General features: G+C 52.9%; 17 protein-coding genes. 10 read left to right on the top strand and 7 right to left on the bottom strand.

Translation table 11 applies throughout. The features are described from left to right. Positions 1–9 precede the first annotated feature (9 nt). From LVQ77_RS09890 to metG, 4 genes are all read right to left on the bottom strand, one after another. Positions 10–873, bottom strand: a complete 864-nt coding sequence (locus LVQ77_RS09890; protein WP_255666864.1) for an ABC transporter substrate-binding protein — start codon at positions 871–873, stop codon at positions 10–12. After that, positions 840–1,340 carry an extracellular solute-binding protein gene (locus LVQ77_RS22265; RefSeq protein ID WP_255666863.1) on the bottom strand — a complete coding sequence of 167 codons (501 nt, stop codon included), beginning with the start codon at positions 1,338–1,340 and terminating at the stop codon, positions 840–842. The genes LVQ77_RS09890 and LVQ77_RS22265 overlap by 34 nt, the downstream gene beginning before the upstream one ends. Positions 1,341–1,363: 23 nt before the next feature. Beyond that, complete coding sequence (locus LVQ77_RS09885) at positions 1,364–2,299, bottom strand: TauD/TfdA dioxygenase family protein (RefSeq protein ID WP_232904353.1); 936 nt, start codon at positions 2,297–2,299, stop codon at positions 1,364–1,366. A 191-nt stretch (positions 2,300–2,490) separates the two neighbouring features. Continuing rightward, a complete protein-coding gene (gene metG / locus LVQ77_RS09880; protein ID WP_232865176.1) occupies positions 2,491–4,524 on the bottom strand; it encodes a methionine--tRNA ligase in 2,034 nt (677 codons plus the stop codon). Positions 4,525–4,687: 163 nt separating this feature from the next. Between metG and apbC the strand changes: the two genes are divergently transcribed. From apbC to LVQ77_RS09850, 6 genes are all read left to right on the top strand, one after another. Beyond that, positions 4,688–5,800: an iron-sulfur cluster carrier protein ApbC gene (gene apbC, locus LVQ77_RS09875; protein ID WP_134185311.1), complete on the top strand. Its 1,113-nt coding sequence runs from the start codon at positions 4,688–4,690 to the stop codon at positions 5,798–5,800. Between the two features lie 491 nt (positions 5,801–6,291). Beyond that, positions 6,292–7,980 (top strand): sensor histidine kinase, encoded by a 1,689-nt coding sequence (locus LVQ77_RS09870; RefSeq protein WP_232865178.1) that lies wholly within the window; start codon positions 6,292–6,294, stop codon positions 7,978–7,980. Beyond that, on the top strand, positions 7,974–8,702 hold the full coding sequence (gene btsR / locus LVQ77_RS09865) for a two-component system response regulator BtsR (RefSeq protein ID WP_232904352.1): 729 nt from the start codon (positions 7,974–7,976) through the stop codon (positions 8,700–8,702). Before LVQ77_RS09870 ends, btsR begins: the two co-directional genes overlap by 7 nt. Positions 8,703–8,758: 56 nt before the next feature. Further along, positions 8,759–9,022 (top strand): type II toxin-antitoxin system Phd/YefM family antitoxin, encoded by a 264-nt coding sequence (locus tag LVQ77_RS09860; RefSeq protein WP_151994450.1) that lies wholly within the window; start codon positions 8,759–8,761, stop codon positions 9,020–9,022. Then, entirely contained in the window at positions 9,006–9,275 is a 270-nt protein-coding gene (locus LVQ77_RS09855) for a Txe/YoeB family addiction module toxin (protein WP_151994449.1), read from the top strand. The genes LVQ77_RS09860 and LVQ77_RS09855 overlap by 17 nt, the downstream gene beginning before the upstream one ends. A gap of 85 nt (positions 9,276–9,360) precedes the next feature. Continuing rightward, the gene (locus LVQ77_RS09850; protein WP_232904351.1) at positions 9,361–9,831 is read left to right on the top strand and encodes a YehS family protein; all 471 of its coding nucleotides are present in this window, start codon (positions 9,361–9,363) and stop codon (positions 9,829–9,831) included. A gap of 89 nt (positions 9,832–9,920) precedes the next feature. Here the strand turns inward: LVQ77_RS09850 and LVQ77_RS09845 are convergent, their stop codons facing one another. Then, complete coding sequence (locus tag LVQ77_RS09845; protein WP_232904350.1) at positions 9,921–10,889, bottom strand: XdhC family protein; 969 nt, start codon at positions 10,887–10,889, stop codon at positions 9,921–9,923. A 2-nt stretch (positions 10,890–10,891) separates the two neighbouring features. Then, complete coding sequence (locus LVQ77_RS09840) at positions 10,892–11,464, bottom strand: nucleotidyltransferase family protein (protein ID WP_232904437.1); 573 nt, start codon at positions 11,462–11,464, stop codon at positions 10,892–10,894. Positions 11,465–11,667: 203 nt separating this feature from the next. Between LVQ77_RS09840 and LVQ77_RS09835 the strand changes: the two genes are divergently transcribed. The 3 genes from LVQ77_RS09835 to LVQ77_RS09825 are packed head-to-tail and all read left to right on the top strand — an operon-like array spanning position 11,668 to position 16,249. After that, a complete protein-coding gene (locus tag LVQ77_RS09835) occupies positions 11,668–14,457 on the top strand; it encodes a xanthine dehydrogenase family protein molybdopterin-binding subunit (protein ID WP_232904349.1) in 2,790 nt (929 codons plus the stop codon). Further along, positions 14,454–15,008, top strand: a complete 555-nt coding sequence (locus LVQ77_RS09830; RefSeq protein ID WP_120065299.1) for a (2Fe-2S)-binding protein — start codon at positions 14,454–14,456, stop codon at positions 15,006–15,008. Before LVQ77_RS09835 ends, LVQ77_RS09830 begins: the two co-directional genes overlap by 4 nt. Further along, positions 15,005–16,249, top strand: coding sequence for a c-type cytochrome (locus LVQ77_RS09825; protein ID WP_232904348.1), 1,245 nt, complete (start codon positions 15,005–15,007; stop codon positions 16,247–16,249). Before LVQ77_RS09830 ends, LVQ77_RS09825 begins: the two co-directional genes overlap by 4 nt. A gap of 93 nt (positions 16,250–16,342) precedes the next feature. On the opposite strand, the gene LVQ77_RS09820 is transcribed toward LVQ77_RS09825, so the two are convergent. Continuing rightward, a complete protein-coding gene (locus LVQ77_RS09820) occupies positions 16,343–16,498 on the bottom strand; it encodes a hypothetical protein (protein WP_232904347.1) in 156 nt (51 codons plus the stop codon). Between the two features lie 120 nt (positions 16,499–16,618). On the opposite strand from LVQ77_RS09820, the gene LVQ77_RS09815 reads away from it, so the two are divergent. Further along, positions 16,619–16,768, top strand: a complete 150-nt coding sequence (locus LVQ77_RS09815) for a hypothetical protein (protein ID WP_232904346.1) — start codon at positions 16,619–16,621, stop codon at positions 16,766–16,768. The last annotated feature ends 230 nt before the right edge of the window (positions 16,769–16,998 follow it).

The raw sequence follows: 16,998 nt of genomic DNA, 5'->3' as shown, positions 1-16,998 counted from the left end.
CAAGGCTCCTTAGATTTTCGCACCCGAGCGTCTGAGATCGGCAATTGACGCAGTTTGAGCCTGCTGCATAGCTTGTTTCGCTGAAAGCTGACCAGAAATAATCAACGCGATAGCCTTGTTGAGCTGCTGGTCAACCTGAGGGTAAACATCCACGGTGCGGTATTTCATGTAGCCACCCTGGGCTGCACGTTCAATGGCACCGAGCGAAAGCTGAGCCAAATCGACACCGTTGATAATTTGCTTACTGCGATAGGCCTGGGAATCAATATCGCTTCGACGTGTTGGCGAACCGTACCCCGCCTGAACCGCCCGCTGCGTGGTTTGCTTAGAAAGCGCCCACTGAATAAATGCCCACGCCGCTTCTTTATTTTTCGAACCGGTAGGGATGCCCAGCGCGTGTACCGCCATTCCAGGGAAGCGCCCAGCAGGCCCTTGTACCAGTTGGCCGAAATTCACGGTTTTTAATGTGCGTGAAGATGCCGGATCGCCAAGCTGCGCCAGGTAGGCCTGGCTTGAGTCGGAGAAATTAACGCGTCCTAATTTTAGTGCCTGAGTCGATTGATCGGCGGTGTAAGTCAGGCCACCGTTCGGGCCAAACTCGCGGATCAGGCGTGCAAAATAGTCCGCAGCGGCGATAGCCTCTGGGGTATCAAGTGTCGGGAACAGGTCGTCAGGCGGATTGCGAAAGACGTTGCCACCAAACGCTTGCAGATAGGGAATAAACGTCCACCCGTAATGGCTATCGGTCACATAAGCCGCCACACGTTCCTTTTTATTGACGGCCTGGAAAACGTTAATCAGATCGTCGGTGGTATCAGGGTATTTAAGCCCCGCCTGCGTCACCAGGTCAAAGCGCGAGGCGCCTGATAGCATCCCTTCAAGCACCCAGGGAATACCGTAAAGTTTGCCATCTCGCCGGTTTCCGGCCCCAGCCCACCGGCCAGGAAATCGTGCACATCCCACTCGGCACTGGTCAGGTTTGGGTTGGCGATGAATTCGTCCAGCGGCGTCAACCAGCCGGAGTTGATCCAGCGGCTGGTGTAGATAAACGTCACGTTGACCACGTCGTAGGCGGAACCTTTGGTGGACAGCTCGAGATCGGCCCGCTGGTTATAAACCGGAAACGCGGGCGTATCGAAGTTCACTTTCGCCCCGGTCAAAGCTTCAAATTCTGGTAGCCACTGGCGCAGTAAAGTGGGGTAGGCGGTGCTAAACGTCGAGACATTCAGCGTCACGCCATCATACTTTTTGGCACCGTTAGCGCCGCGTGCAAAAGACGGTACCATCGCATAAACCCCGAAGGCCGCCATCGCTTTCAATAAATCCCGACGTTGCATCATTCTCTTCCTTTTTATTTCGCGGCTTAGGCCACTTCGCTGACGGGAGATTGCGCGTTCGGGCGGCTCAAGGTGCGGCTACGGCTGCCATCAACGGCAACAGCGGCATCGCCCTCAATGGTGACGCGGCGTACGAGGCGCGGTTGCGTACCGTAATCATTGACCGCGTAATGCTGCGTTGCACGATTATCCCAAATTACTACGTCATCTTGCTGCCACTGCCAGCGCACGGTATTTTCCAGTTGGATGACACGGTTTTGCAGCAGCTCAAACAGGCGTGATGATTCACGGCTGCTAAAGCCAGATAAGCGTTTGAAGAAATGCCCGAGCAGCAGTGCTTTTTCGCCGCTTACAGGGTGCACATGGACAATCGGATGCTCTGCCTCATAAACCGCAGAAACAAAGACTTTACGGTGATGATCCAGACGCTGCTGTTCGGCCACAATACGGTCTGCGCCATAGTCATAATCATTGCTGTGAACCGCTCGCAGGCTTTCAGCAAAACGCTTTAACTCTTCAGGCAGGTTTTCATAAGCCGTCGCGGTATTTGCCCACACGGTATCGCCACCGTATTCAGGAATTTTGACGCCACGCAAAATAGAAATTTTTGGGAAAGCTTCAACGAAGGTGACATCGGTATGCCAGGAATCTGCTCTGCCGCCGCCTTTAGAGGCATCCAGTTCGAAGAGTTTGGTACCGGTAGGTGCCGGGACGGTAGGATGTGCGACAACTTTGCCAAATCGTGCACCAAATGCCTGGTGAGATTCGTCATTTAATTGTGTCTGCTTACGGAAAAAGAGAACTTTATATTTCACCAGTGCAGCTTCTATTTGTGAAAATATATTTTCATCGATGTCAGGTGTTATTTTGAAGTCAACAATCTCAGCGCCAATATTTCCGGCAACGCGGCGAATAGTCAGGTTTTTAAATTCAACGTCAGAATGTGAAGAATGAATTGTCATAGTGGCGGACCATTAATGGTGAAGTGAGTCCGCAGTATAAAAATTACAAATTAATAACCGAAATAACGATTACGCATAACTTAAAGATTTGCTGGTGGCAAAGCTAAGTTAATTTTTAGATATATACCCTTGGCGGGAAATAAAAATGGCTCCCGGTTAGGGGAGCCATTAAAGATGTTACTCAGTTGCGATTACTTAACTGCCATACCTGCTTGCGCACCGCTGTCCGGGCTTAACAGGAAGATATCTTTCCCGCCAGGACCTGCCGCCATCACCATCCCTTCCGAGATGCCGAAGCGCATTTTACGCGGTGCCAGGTTTGCCACCATAATGGTCAGACGGCCTTCCAGCGTGGCCGGGTCTGGATAAGCAGAACGGATGCCGGAGAATACGTTACGTTTCTCACCGCCAAGGTCCAGCGTCAGACGCAACAGCTTGTCAGAGCCTTCAACAAATTCCGCTTTTTCAATAAGTGCAACGCGCAGGTCCACTTTCGCGAAATCATCAAACGCGATGGTTTCACCAATCGGGTCATCAGCCAGTGGGCCAGTCACCGGAGCGGCAGCCGCTTTCACTTCTTCTTTCGACGCTTCAACCAGTGATTCAACCTGTTTCATCTCAATGCGGTTATACAGCGCTTTGAAATTATTTACTTTGTGGTCGAGCAGCGGCTGCTGGATAGCATCCCAGCTCAGTTCGCAGTTCAGGAATGCTTCAGCACGTTCAGCAAGCGTAGGGATAACCGGTTTCAGCCAGGTCATCAGCACGCGGAAGAGGTTAATACCCATGGTGCAGATGGCTTGCAGGTCAGCATCACGGCCTTCCTGTTTTGCCACAACCCACGGAGCCTGCTCATCGACGTAACGGTTTGCAACGTCTGCCAGCGCCATGATTTCACGCACGGCTTTACCAAACTCACGGCTTTCCCACGCTTCGCCGATGCTTTGTGCCGCGTCGGTAAAGGTTTTGTACAGCGCCGGGTCAGCAATTTCAGCAGACAGCTGGCCATCAAAACGCTTGGCGATAAAGCCGGCGTTACGCGATGCCAGGTTAACCACTTTGTTAACGATGTCGCTGTTCACACGCTGCACGAAATCTTCCAGGTTCAGGTCGATATCGTCGATACGTGAAGAGAGCTTAGCGGTGTAGTAGTAACGCAGGCTATCGGCGTCAAAGTGGTTCAGCCAGGTGCTCGCCTTAATGAACGTGCCGCGAGATTTGGACATCTTCGCGCCATTCACCGTCACATAGCCGTGAACAAACAGGTTGGTTGGCTTGCGGAAACCGCTGCCTTCCAACATGGCAGGCCAGAACAGGCTGTGGAAATAAACGATGTCTTTACCGATGAAGTGATACAGCTCGGTGGTGGAATCTTGCTTCCAGTATTCGTCAAAGCTTTCTGTATCACCGCGTTTGTCGCACAGGTTTTTGAATGAACCCATGTAGCCAATTGGCGCATCCAGCCAGACGTAGAAGTATTTGCCCGGTGCATCAGGAATTTCGAAACCGAAATAAGGCGCATCGCGGGAAATATCCCACTGTTGCAGACCAGACTCGAACCACTCCTGCATTTTGTTCGCCACTTGCTCTTGCAGCGCACCGGAACGAGTCCATGCTTGCAGCATTTCGCTAAACGACGGCAAATCAAAGAAGAAGTGCTCGGAATCACGCATTACAGGTGTTGCGCCAGAAACCACGGATTGCGGGTTAATCAGCTCGGTTGGGCTGTATGTTGCGCCACAAACTTCACAGTTATCGCCGTACTGGTCAGGTGCTTTACATTTCGGGCAGGTGCCTTTTACGAAACGGTCAGGCAGGAACATGCCTTTTTCCGGGTCGAAAAGCTGAGAAATAGTGCGGTTTTTAATAAAACCGTTCTCTTTCAGACGGCCATAAATCAGCGACGCCAGCTCGCGGTTTTCGTCGCTGTGCGTGGAGTGATAGTTATCGTAGCTGATGTTAAAGCCAGCAAAATCAGTCTGATGCTCCTGACTCATTTCGGCAATCATCTGCTCTGGGGTAATCCCTAACTGCTGTGCTTTCAGCATGATAGGCGTACCGTGTGCATCGTCTGCGCAGATGAAGTTAACCGTGTTGCCGCGCATTCGTTGGTAACGGACCCAGACGTCAGCCTGGATGTGCTCCAGCATGTGACCAAGGTGGATTGAGCCGTTAGCGTACGGAAGTGCGCACGTTACCAATAATTTTTTCGCGGTATGAGCCATAGTAGAAATTGCATCTTCTAAATAGAAAAGGGCCTTAGATGTTAACTGAGAGCCGCCTTGTGGTAAACCACACAAGGCGATCAAGGAAATTTTATCGCGCCTGGTCGCATCTGGTATGCTTAACAAACTGCAATGTCCGACAATAAAAACATAAGGAGCCGGGATGAATTCGCAATCCCCGTCAAGTCGTTCCCCCGAGCAGCTACGCGCGATGGTCGCCGGGACACTGGCCAATTTTCAGCACCCAACCCTCAAACATAATCTGACCGCGCTTAAAGCCTTGCATCATGTCGCGATGTTAGACGACACGCTGCATGTTGAGCTATTGATGCCGTTCGTCTGGCGCAGTGGTTTTGAAGCGCTGCAAGAGCAGTGCAGCTCGGATTTGCTACGCATTACTGGGGCGAAAGCGGTGGACTGGAAACTCAGCCACAACATTGCCACCTTAAAGCGTGTGAAAAATCACCCCGGCATTAATGGCGTGAAGAACATTATTGCGGTGACCTCAGGCAAAGGCGGTGTCGGCAAGTCGAGTACCGCGGTGAACCTGGCGCTGGCGCTGATTGCCGAAGGGGCGAAAGTCGGGATTCTGGATGCGGATATTTATGGCCCGTCTATCCCAACGATGCTGGGTGCGGAACACGAACGCCCAACGTCTCCCGACGGCACGCATATGACGCCAATTCTGGCGCATGGCCTGGCAACCAACTCCATTGGTTATCTGGTCACTGATGAAAACGCCATGGTGTGGCGCGGGCCGATGGCCAGCAAGGCACTCTTGCAGATGCTGCAAGAAACCATGTGGCCGGATCTCGACTATCTGGTGCTGGATATGCCGCCAGGCACCGGTGATATTCAACTCACACTTGCGCAGAACATTCCCGTAACGGGTGCTGTTGTGGTGACCACGCCGCAAGATATTGCGTTGATCGACGCCCGTAAAGGCATTGTGATGTTTGAGAAAGTTGATGTGCCAGTGCTGGGTATCGTTGAAAACATGAGCATGCATATTTGCAGCAACTGCGGTCACAATGAGCCGATTTTCGGCACCGGCGGGGCACAGAAACTGGCGGATCAATATCACACCAGATTACTGGGCCAGTTGCCGCTGCACATTACTTTGCGTGAAGATCTTGATGCCGGTAAGCCAACAGTGATCAACCGTCCAGAAAGCGAGTTTACCGCTATCTACCGTCAACTGGCGGGTAGCGTTGCAGCGCAGCTTTACTGGGAAGGCGAAGTGATCCCTGCGGATATTGCGTTCAGAGCGGTTTGATTTAAAACCACCTTCATCCCTGCCTTCTCCCTGAGGGAGAAGGAGAAAACCAGCCTCTTTCCCTCCCCTGGGGGCTGTCTCTTATACACAACTCACCCGGGCATTTTGTCAGGGTGAGACCTGTAAGCCTCGTTGATTTTCCGTTCACCCGTGCGTTCTGTTATCTCTTTAATTCCCGAAAACGGTGAGCGTATCAAGGGGTTAACGCCGACCCCTTGATAACCCAGGCGCCCGGTCATTAAATTGCCGGGAGTCCGGGTTCTTAGGGTGACGACGGTGGTCACCCTAAGACGTTCACCAGTTCAGTGGCTATATGAAACAATGAACATCGGGTGAACGGAACTGTCTCCCTTCTCACAAAGATGTGACTAAGAGACAGCCTGGGGAGAGGGATATTTATTCCCAAAATCAAAAATTATTGAATCCCTTCAAAGAAAGTTAAGCCACATCGTTGTATGTTACGCGCCGTTTAACACTCAATGGCGGGCGCAATGTACGAGTTTAACCTGGTGTTACTGCTGCTTCAGCAGATGTGCGTCTACCTGGTTATCGCCTGGTTGATGAGTAAAACGCGACTGTTTATCCCGCTGATGCAGGTCACAGTACGTTTACCACACAAATTACTCTGCTATGTCACGTTCTCCATCTTCTGCATTATGGGCACCTATTTTGGGCTGCACATCGACGATTCCATTGCTAACACGCGGGCGATTGGCGCGGTTATGGGCGGGTTACTCGGCGGGCCGCTGGTTGGCGGACTGGTGGGTTTAACCGGGGGCTTACATCGTTATTCGATGGGAGGCATGACTGCGCTAAGTTGCATGGTTTCCACCATTGTCGAAGGGCTACTTGGTGGGCTGCTGCACCGTTTGCTGATTCGCCGTGGGCGCAGCGATTTACTGTTTAATCCGTTGACCGCAGGCGGTATTACGCTGCTGGCTGAATTCTTCCAGATGGGCATTATTTTGTTGATTGCTCGCCCGTTTGCCGATGCGTTGAATCTGGTGAAAAGTATCGCCGCTCCGATGATGATAACCAACACCGTGGGTGCTGCGTTATTTATGCGTATTTTGCTCGACAAGCGCGCGATGTTTGAGAAATACACCTCGGCATTCTCGGCAACCGCGTTAAAAGTTGCGGCCTCGACAGAAGGGATTCTGCGCCGGGGTTTTAACCAGGAAAACAGTATGAAAGTGGCACAGGTGTTACATCTGGAGCTGGATATCGGAGCCGTTGCTATTACCGATCACGAGAAGCTGCTGGCGTTTACTGGAATCGGTGCCGACCATCATTTACCTGGCAGCCCGATCTCGTCTGAATATACCTGGCAGGCAATTGAACGCGGCGAAGTGGTCTATGCCGACGGCAATGAAGTGCCGTACCGTTGTTCACTGCACCCGCATTGCAAACTCGGTTCGACGCTTGTTATCCCTCTGTACGGTGAAAATAGCCGCGTGATTGGCACCATCAAACTTTATGAAGCGAAGAACCGCCTGTTTAGCTCAATTAACCGCACGCTGGGTGAGGGCATCGCGCAGCTGCTATCTGCGCAAATTTTAGCGGGGCAATATGAACGACAAAAGCAGATGCTTACGCAGTCAGAGATCAAGCTTCTGCACGCGCAGGTGAACCCGCACTTTCTGTTTAACGCTTTGAATACGCTGGTGGCGGTGATCCGCCGGGATAACGAGCAGGCCTGCCAGTTGGTGCAATATCTCTCGACCTTCTTTCGTAAAAACCTCAAGCGCCCAAGCGAGATTGTGACGCTCGCCGATGAAATCGAACATGTAAATGCGTATCTGCAAATCGAACAGGCGCGTTTTCAGTCACGTTTACGCGTGCAACTGAATATTCCTCAGTCACTTTCGCAGGTGCAGTTACCGGCTTTCACTCTGCAACCCATTGTTGAAAATGCCATTAAGCACGGCACTTCGCAGTTGCTTGGTGTTGGGGAGGTGACGGTTAATGCTTGCCAGAATGGAGATTATTTGCAGCTTTCTATTGAAGACAACGCCGGTTTATATCAGGAAAAAAACACGTCCAGTGGACTTGGGATGAGTCTGGTAGATAAACGTCTGCGCGCCCGTTACGGCGATGATTGCGGTATTAAAGTGGATTATGAGTCAGACCGATTTACCCGTATTACTCTACGTTTACCTCTGGAGGAAACCCCATGTTAAAAGTGCTGATTGTCGATGATGAACCGCTGGCGCGAGAGAATTTGCGCATCATGCTGCAAAACGAGCCTGACATTGAAGTCGTGGGGGAGTGTGGTAATGCGGTAGAAGCCATCGGCGCGGTGCATCGCTTGCATCCGGACGTGGTGTTTCTTGATATCCAGATGCCGCGCATCAGTGGGCTGGAAATGGTGAGCATGCTTGACCCTGAACAGCGCCCCTACATCGTATTTCTCACCGCCTTCGACGAGTATGCGGTGCAAGCTTTTGAAGAACATGCGTTCGACTATTTGCTTAAACCAATAGACAGCAAACGGTTGGAGAAAACCCTACAACGCCTGCGCCATGAGCGCGTCGATCAGGATATGACACTGCTTGCGCCTAACCAGGAAGATCTTAAATTTATCCCTTGTACCGGGCAGAGCCGGATTTACCTGCTCCAGATGGAAGAAGTGATGTATGCCAGCAGCCGCATGAGTGGGGTATATGTCACCAATGCGCAGGGCGCTGAAGGCTTTACCGAACTGACGTTGCGCACGCTCGAAAGCCGCACACCGCTGGTGCGCTGCCATCGTCAATACCTGGTCAATATGGTGCATCTCAAAGAGATCCGCTTTGAAGATGGCGGGCAAGCCGAGTTGATGCTGCGCGACGGGCAGTCAGTCCCGGTGAGTCGGCGTTATTTGAAGAGCCTAAAAGAGGCACTGGGGCTAAAGGCAGTCTAGTTTTTATCCATTTGCTGACTTATACTTGTACTATAAATTGCACAAGTGGAGCGATCATGCAGGTTATTACATTCTCCGAAGCCCGTAATCGGCTCAAAACGGTTCTTGATGAAGTTGTAGACAATGCCGATATCACGGTTATCACCCGCCGGGATGCTGAAGATGCGGTAGTGATGTCACTGGATTACTACAATTCTTTGATGGAAACCGTACATCTGCTGAGTTCTCCGGCAAATGCGACTCGCCTGATGGAATCCATTGCGCAGGCACAGGCAGGCAAAATCTCACGGAGAGAGATTATCGATGAAGACGGCGAATAGGCTGCTCGCGTGGACCGATCACGCCTGGGAGGATTATCTCTGGTGGCAAACGCAGGATAAAAAAACCTTAAAGCGCATCAATAAACTCATTGAAGATGCTCAAAGAAATCCTTTTGATGGACTGGGAAAACCTGAACCTTTACGTGAAAACCTCAGCGGGCTGTGGTCCCGACGAATCAATGATGCTGACCGTCTGGTTTATAGTGTTAGTGACGACCTCCTCACCATTTTCCAGTGCCGACTTCATTACTAAATCTGCGCGCGGCGGCAGAACGCTATATACTGCCCGCTTTAGAAATACCCCCGCTTGCAAGATTTAGAACGAGAGAATCACCACTATGATGAATAACGACGTATTACGCAGCGTGCGCTACATGCTGAATTTGGGCAACGACGACATGGTGAAAATCTTCGCCCTGACCGACACTGCCGTTACTGCCGAGCAGATTGTTAGCTGGACCAAAAAAGAAGACGAAGAGAACTTTAAACTTTGCCCGGATATCCTGATGGCAAACTTCTTGAACGGCCTGATTTACTTCAAGCGCGGCAAAGACGAAAGCAAACCGGCTCCAAAAATCGAACGCAAGATGACCAATAACATCATCCTGAAAAAGCTGCGTATTGCGTTTGATTTGAAAACTGACGACGTGCTGGAAATTCTGACCTCACAAGAATTCCGTATCTCTATGCCAGAAATCACCGCGATGATGCGCGCCCCAGAGAACAAAAACTTCCGCGAATGTGGCGACCAGTTCCTGCGCTACTTCCTGCGTGGTTTAACTGCACGCGTACACGTAGCGAAGAAGTAAGATTTATTGCGCTTATCCACTATACGAATGCATTTCGTAGGTCGGATAAGCGCCAGCGTCATCCGACACAAAACCTCGAATATCCGATGCTATCCCCGCGCTTCGTTCTTCCGCTTCACAATATCTGCCATCACCGCCAACGCAATTTCAGCCGGCGTTTTGCTGCCCAGCGGCAGGCCAATTGGCGCATGAATGCGATGCAATTCTTCCGGGTTTAACTCGGCGATTTTTTGCAAACGCTCCAGCCGCTTTGCGCTGTTTTTCTGCGACCCCATCGCGCCAATGTAAAACGCAGGCGTATTCACCGCTTCCATCATTGTCAGGTCATCCATACGCGGATCGTGGGTTAGCGCTACAATCGCCGTATTCGCGTGGCAGGAATTTTGTTCGAGATAGTTCGCGGGAAATTGTTTCAGCAGCGTGATGTCGGCTTTAAGCTGTGCGGAGAAATTTTCCAGCGCTTCCGGGCGATTCTCGCAAACTAAGACTTCAAAACCCAACGAGCTGGCAAAATCGGCGCAGTACAGTGCAACGCTGGAAAGCCCGGCAATCAGCAGGCGCGGGGCGGCGGCGACATGCAAAGTAATCTGCTGCCCGTTGCGCTCAACCTGGGTGATATCGGCAAATTCGGTAACTTCAAGGTGGCGACAAGGCTCGGGAAGCGTCAGACGTTTTTGCAAGGCAAAATGGCCAGCCAGCGCAGCGGCCATCTTTTCCAGATACATAATATTGCTGGGGGTGGCAGAGAGATATTCCACCAAAATATCCAGCATCCCGCCGCAGGGCAACGCAATACCCGGCTCCAGACCACCTTCGCCATAACGTACAATCTGGCTGGCTTGCTGATATTCACCCTGAGCAATACGCTGCAAAAAATCCTCTTCTACACAGCCACCGGAAAGTGAACCACAAAAACGATTGTCGGCTGTTGCCACCATTAACGCACCTGGTGAACGGGGTGAGGAACCATAGGTATTTAAAACCGTACATAACCAGACGGGTTGTTGTTCCAGCCATTCACGAGCCTGGTGAATCACACTAATATCAATCTGTTGCATGATTACTCACTCCTTTGAACCAGTTGTGATGGGAGATCAATATCGCGCTGGGAATCAGCATCTTCAATTTCGATGAGGTGCACGGACTCGCCACGTAACAACTCACGTGCACCGTTGTCACCGGTTAACTGACTGAGTTTGCTGTACCAGTTACGGTCGAAGGCCACGGGATGACCCGGTTGTGTGCTAACACATGGCCGCACCAGCGTGTGAGATTTCAGTGCATCGGCCACCTCCACAAACACCGCCGGTGGAACAAAAGGCATATCCGCAAGATGAATCAGCCAGCCTTGCCAGTACGCATTCGCGCGAACACCGGCTGCGATCGACTCACCCAACCCAGAACTTTCAATCAGCGTAACGGGAATCTGCTGTGCGAGGCACAACGCTTGAACCTTGCTGTTTTCCGGCCGCGTCACTACATGCACTTGCAGGCCAGAAGCCAGTGCATTACATAGCGTTTGCGCAAACACGCTGCTGTCGTTGAGCAACGCGTTAAGTTTATTGCCTTCGCCGCCCGCTTTTTTGAAGCGTTCGGCACATCCTGCGGCGGCAATAATAATGCCTGCTTTCATGTTCAAGGGTGATTCCTCACTACCTTCCTGATTACGCAATATGATGAGTAATTTGCGCAACAATGTTTTTTTTATGAAAATGAGATGTTAATTCTCACATGGTTTAGCTTAAATATATATACTTATATTCACTACGGAAATGAATAAGAACTACGCATAATTGTTTGAAAAAAAGACAATAATAAATTTAAATGGGATGTTTTATGAGCAATTTCAATCCATCACGGCGCAGTTTTATTAAACGCGCGGTGGTTGCCGGAGTCGCGGTGTATCTTGCCCCTCTCTATAGCCGTGCGTATGCCGCGCTGTTCGAACAAAAAATCCTTCACTCGCCGAACTGGGATGCCAAAAACAAGCGCATCCGTTTCCGAATCGACGGGAAATCAAAAGTGATGGGGCAGAAAGTCTTTGCCCGCGATATTCGCGCGGTAGACATGCCTCATTGGCCGCAGAAACAGGCTCACGCCTTTATTTTGCGCACCACTAAAGCCGACAGGCTATTTAGCGGTATCGATCTCTCTTTATTGGGCGATGAGCTGAAACCGGATCGCATCGTCACCGCTGAGGATCTGGCGCGTGATGGCCTGGCATTCCCGGCGTTCTACGGCGAAGACATGCTGCTGCCAACCGGCAAAACTCCGGCGTATCTCGGCCAGGCCGTGGCGATTTTGATCTACCACGATTTTGCCCGTTTCCGTTTCGCCAAAGACAAACTGAAATTCAAAGATGAAGTGATTCAGTACGGTGCCGAAACCGGCCCGCTGGAACGTGACCCATGGGGAACCTTCCGCTTCGTGCGCGTCGGCGGCGCTACCTCGCAGGATGACGATCATTTCTCCAGCCTGAAAGACATGCCGATTTTCCCGGTGTCGATGAAAAAGCATCTGCCGGTTTGGCCGGAAGGGCGCGAAGGCGGCAAGCTGGATGAGGAAGGCATGTTCTATGCTTCTCAAATTGCCGACGAGCTGAAAAACCCGCCGCAGAACTGGCTGGTGATGAACCGCCGCTACACCTCGCAATCCATCGACACCGCCGCCCTTGAGCCGGATAACGCCAACGGCTGGTTCGACCCCGCCACACAAACGCTGCATATGGTGGTGCCGACGCAGTCCCCGCAGGAAGTGGCCGACGAAATGCCGCGCATGCTGGCAAAAGCCACTTCACCGGTAAAACAGCTAATTCTGCATCCGTGTTACACCGTGGGCTACGGCTCGAAAGACCACTACAACTTCCCGTATTACGGCGCGATCGCCGCGATGTATGGCGATGGCCATCCGGTGCGCCTCGCCAACGACCGCTACGAGCAGTTCCAGACCTCAATCAAACGCCACGCCTTTGACATGAATTACACCATCGCGGTGAACAAACAGACCGGCGTGCTGCAATCGTTTTTAGGCGATATGACCGCCAACGGCGGCGGGCGCAGCAACTTTACGCCATCAGTTGCCATGGTCGGCGCGACGGCTGCGCAGTCCATTTACTACTTCCCGAAAAGTGATTTGTCGGCAGTCGGCATCGCTTCCCGCGCTATTGACGCCGGTTCCGCTCGCGGCTACGGCACGCTGCAAAGCATGGCCGCCACCGAAATGATGGTTGATGAAATCGCCGCCGAGCTGAATATCGACCCAATCGAATTCCGTATGCGCAACGCGCTGAAATCCGGCATGAAAAACACCCAGGGCGCCATTCCGGCCGGGGCGATTCGCGTGGATGAAGTGCTGGCGAAAGCGGCAAAACATGAAATCTGGCTGAAACGTGCTGAACGCAAAGCCGAATTTGAAATGAAGAACCCAGGCAAACGCTACGGCGTCGGCTTTGGCTGTGTGCAAAAAGACTTTGGCACTGGTGCCGAAACCTCGTTTGCGCGTGTGGAATTGAGTGCCGATGGACGCATTACTTTGCACCACAGCGGCGCGGAAATGGGCACCGGCATGTCGACCTCGCAATCGGTATTGTGCGCGCAATGGCTGGGGAAACCTGCCGACGAAGCGCATTTCTCCGTCACCGACTGGTCGACACTACCGATAGTCACCAGTGGCGACCCGTACATTATGTCCCAGGAAGAGCAGGACAAACTGGCGGCAAACCCGGCGTGGTCACCGTCTTACTGCTCGCCATCAAGCGCCAGCAACTCGGCTTTTTACTTCTCGCACAGCACGCGTGAAGCGGCGCGTTTAGTGTTCGAGCAGGGCGTGTGGCCTGCGGCGATGGCAATCTGGAGCACCGGAATCGGCGGCGGCCAGGCGGCTCCATTAGTGGTGCGTATCGACGATGCCCGTTGGGTTGAAGGTGGCTTAACTGCGGCCGGAATGGAAATTCTCAGCCTCGAAAGGATTGCGAAAAAAGCCCACGAAATGGGGCTGATGACGGGGGCTGCGGTGCACGTATTCAACCGCTGGCAGTGGGCAGAAGCCGATTTCAAACTGGGCGAGCAAAGCCGACGCCTGCCGATTGATGGCCTGTCGGTGCGCAACGGCAACGGCGAATTCGTAACGCTTGCTCGTGAACACGTTTATTACCCGCCAACCCAGCGTAACAACGCGGCGGTGACGTACTACAGCGCGGTCGGCACGCTGGCAGAAATTGCGGTCAGCCTCGCAACCGGCGAAGTCGAGCTGCTCAATCACCACTCGATTATGGAATGCGGCAACTTGATCGTGCCGGAACTGGTTTCCGGGCAGTTGCAGGGCGGCCTGGCGATGGGTATCGGCCACGCGCTCCACGAATATTTACCTCTCTACGAAGACGGGCCGGGTAACGGCACATGGAACTTCAACCGTTACCACATGCCGCGCGCCAGCGATGTAGCCGTCTGGAAACAGACCGGCGATATCCTGCCTGCGCTTTCGGAAACTGACCCGCCAAAAGGCATGGCAGAAGTGGTGATGATCCCGGTGGTTGCCGCGATTGTTAACGCCCTTGCCGACGCCACCGGTCACCGTTTCCGTGATTTGCCTGTCCGTGCTGAAAATATTCGTGAGGTATTACCATGAGCATCAAAACCAAACCAATGACCCTGACCATCAACAATAAACCGTACGGCCCGATTGACGTGCCGGAAGGGTTGATGATGATCGATTTCCTCCACGAATACGTTTATCTGACCGGTTCGCGCCTCGGCTGTGGGCAGGGCATTTGCCACGCCTGTGTGGCGATTGTCGATAATCCAAGCGGCACCAGCGAAGAAGTGCGCACCTGCATTACCGGCGCGCATTTCTTTAACGGCAAAAAAGTCCGCACCGTGGAAGGCCACGCCAAAGTCGATGAGCAGGGTGAAGTCGTCGAGCTTTCGCCAATCCAGCAGTCATTCCTCGATCACTACAGCTTCCAGTGCGGCTACTGCACACCAGGTTTTGTGAATGCGGCGACGATTTTTGTTGAGAAACTCAAGCGCGAGCCGATCGAGCGCGATGAACTGGAAGGGGCGATTTCCCAGGCGCTGGAAAACCACATCTGCCGCTGCACCGGCTACGTGCGTTACTACGAAGCCGTGCGCGACGTGGTGCTGAAAACGCCAGGGCTGGTGAAGGAGGCGGTGAAATGAAAAAGCGTCTCACGCTAATCGTATTGGTGATTATCGCCATTATCGTGGCGATTCTGTACTGGCGGGAATACCGCACCTATGACGGCCCGGTGCAAAAAGTCACCGCCAGCAAAGAGCAAATCGAGCGCGGCAGTTATCTTGCCAAAGCTGCTGACTGCGCGGCTTGCCACACAGCATCCGGCGGCGCACCGCTGGCGGGCGGCTACCCGCTGGAATCCCCATACGGCACGATCTACGGCAGCAATCTGACCCCGTCGGCTGATTACGGGATTGGTCGCTGGACGAAAGATGATTTCTACAAAGCGCTGACCGAGGGCGTTGGCCCAACCGGACGCCATCTGTTCCCGGCGATGCCATACACCTCGTACAAGAACATTTCGCGCCAGGATTCTGACGATATTTATGCGTATCTGATGACGCGCCAGGCGGTGGACGTGAAGACGCCGGATAACGAAATGAGCTTCCCGTTCAACCAGCGTATCGCGCTGATTGGCTGGAATATTATGTTCCACAGCAAAGATTCATTGCCTGCTATTTCCACTGGCAACTCAGCCGACTGGCAGCGTGGGCGTTATCTGGCTGACGTGCTTGGGCACTGTGGCGAATGCCATACCGAGCGTGGATTACTCGGCCAGATGAAGCTCGACAAAGCGATGCAGGGCGGAGAACTCGGGCGCTTTATGGCTCCCGATATTACGCCAAAAGCGCTGGCCAACCGCGGCTGGACGCCGGACGACGTGAAGCAGTTCCTCACCACTGGCATTGCGCCACAGGGCAGCGCATTTAGCGAAATGCACATGGTGGTGGATCTGAGCACGCAGCATTTGACGCCTGAAGATCAAAAAGCGATGGCGACGTACCTGATGGGCGAAGCGCCTCCGGCGGCGATCCCGGCGAAACTCGGCCAGGGCAACGAAGCAGGGCGCATGACGTATCTGGATCAGTGTGCAGGCTGCCACGCCCGTGAAGGCGAGGGCAAACCGCACGTTGCGGTTTCGATGCTGAACAACGCGACGCTGCGCCAGCCCGATGCGAAGAACCTGATCGTTTCGGTGATGGACGGCCTGCCTGCGCAGAATTTCCCTAACGGGGAGAGTATGCAAAGTATGCCAGGGTTTGGTGATCGTCTGAACGACGAGCAAATTGCCGAATTGGTGAATTATCTGCGTGTGACATGGGGTGGTTTGCCGGGGGATGTGACGGTGGATCAGGTTAAGGCGCTGAGACCAGCGCAGAAGTAAACTGGGGGATTATGTTGGGCACGGTGGTGTTCCGTTCACCTGGAAGTTATTAGATCCCGTAAATATCGATGAACGGTGAACGGGTAAGGGGGATTACGTCATCCCCCTTACGACCCCGTCGCCCGGCAAATCAATCGCCGCTGCGCGGTAAACACCGTTTTTCACCCAACATTCGGGGTCGTTCGCGATTCGTTTATTCGGCACATCCCTGTGCCGAACCACTTCGTGGCCAACGCAAGCGTTGTTCAAAAATGTTCCTGACATTTTTGTCCGACGATCGCTCACTCACGTGGTTCCCGACCACGTGACCCCGACTGAAGGGTAAAAAACGGCGCGATTGAAGCCGGGAACAAGGTCAAAACCAGCGCGGTGTGGTCTGTTGGTTTTGGTTTTGGTTTTGGTTTTGGTTTTGGTTTTGGTTTTGGTTTTGGTTTTGGTTTTGGTTTTGAAGTTGAAGTTGAAGTTGAAGTTGAAGTTGAAGTTGACCTTTGGTTCCGGCTTCAATCGCCTCCATTTTGAGTCCAGGTGGCCGGGTCCAGCCGTCGGGAACGGCTGGAGGGCGCGATCGTCTGGAACGAATCGCAACCGACCCGGACACGGAGGAAAAATGGAGGTTTACCGCTTGCGGCGATTGATTTGCCGGACGCCGGGGTTGCCAGGGGGCTGGCGTGAGCCACCTGGCACGTTCACCGTTCGCAGATTTATGAAGGATCGAAGTACTTTTAGGTGAACGGAAAACCACCGTCCTG

The organism is Buttiauxella cochleicola, from assembly GCF_021282435.1.
GTDB lineage: Bacteria > Pseudomonadota > Gammaproteobacteria > Enterobacterales > Enterobacteriaceae > Buttiauxella > Buttiauxella massiliensis.
The sequence above is the reverse complement of the archived record's forward strand: the minus strand, read 5'-3'. Positions and strand labels throughout refer to the sequence as shown.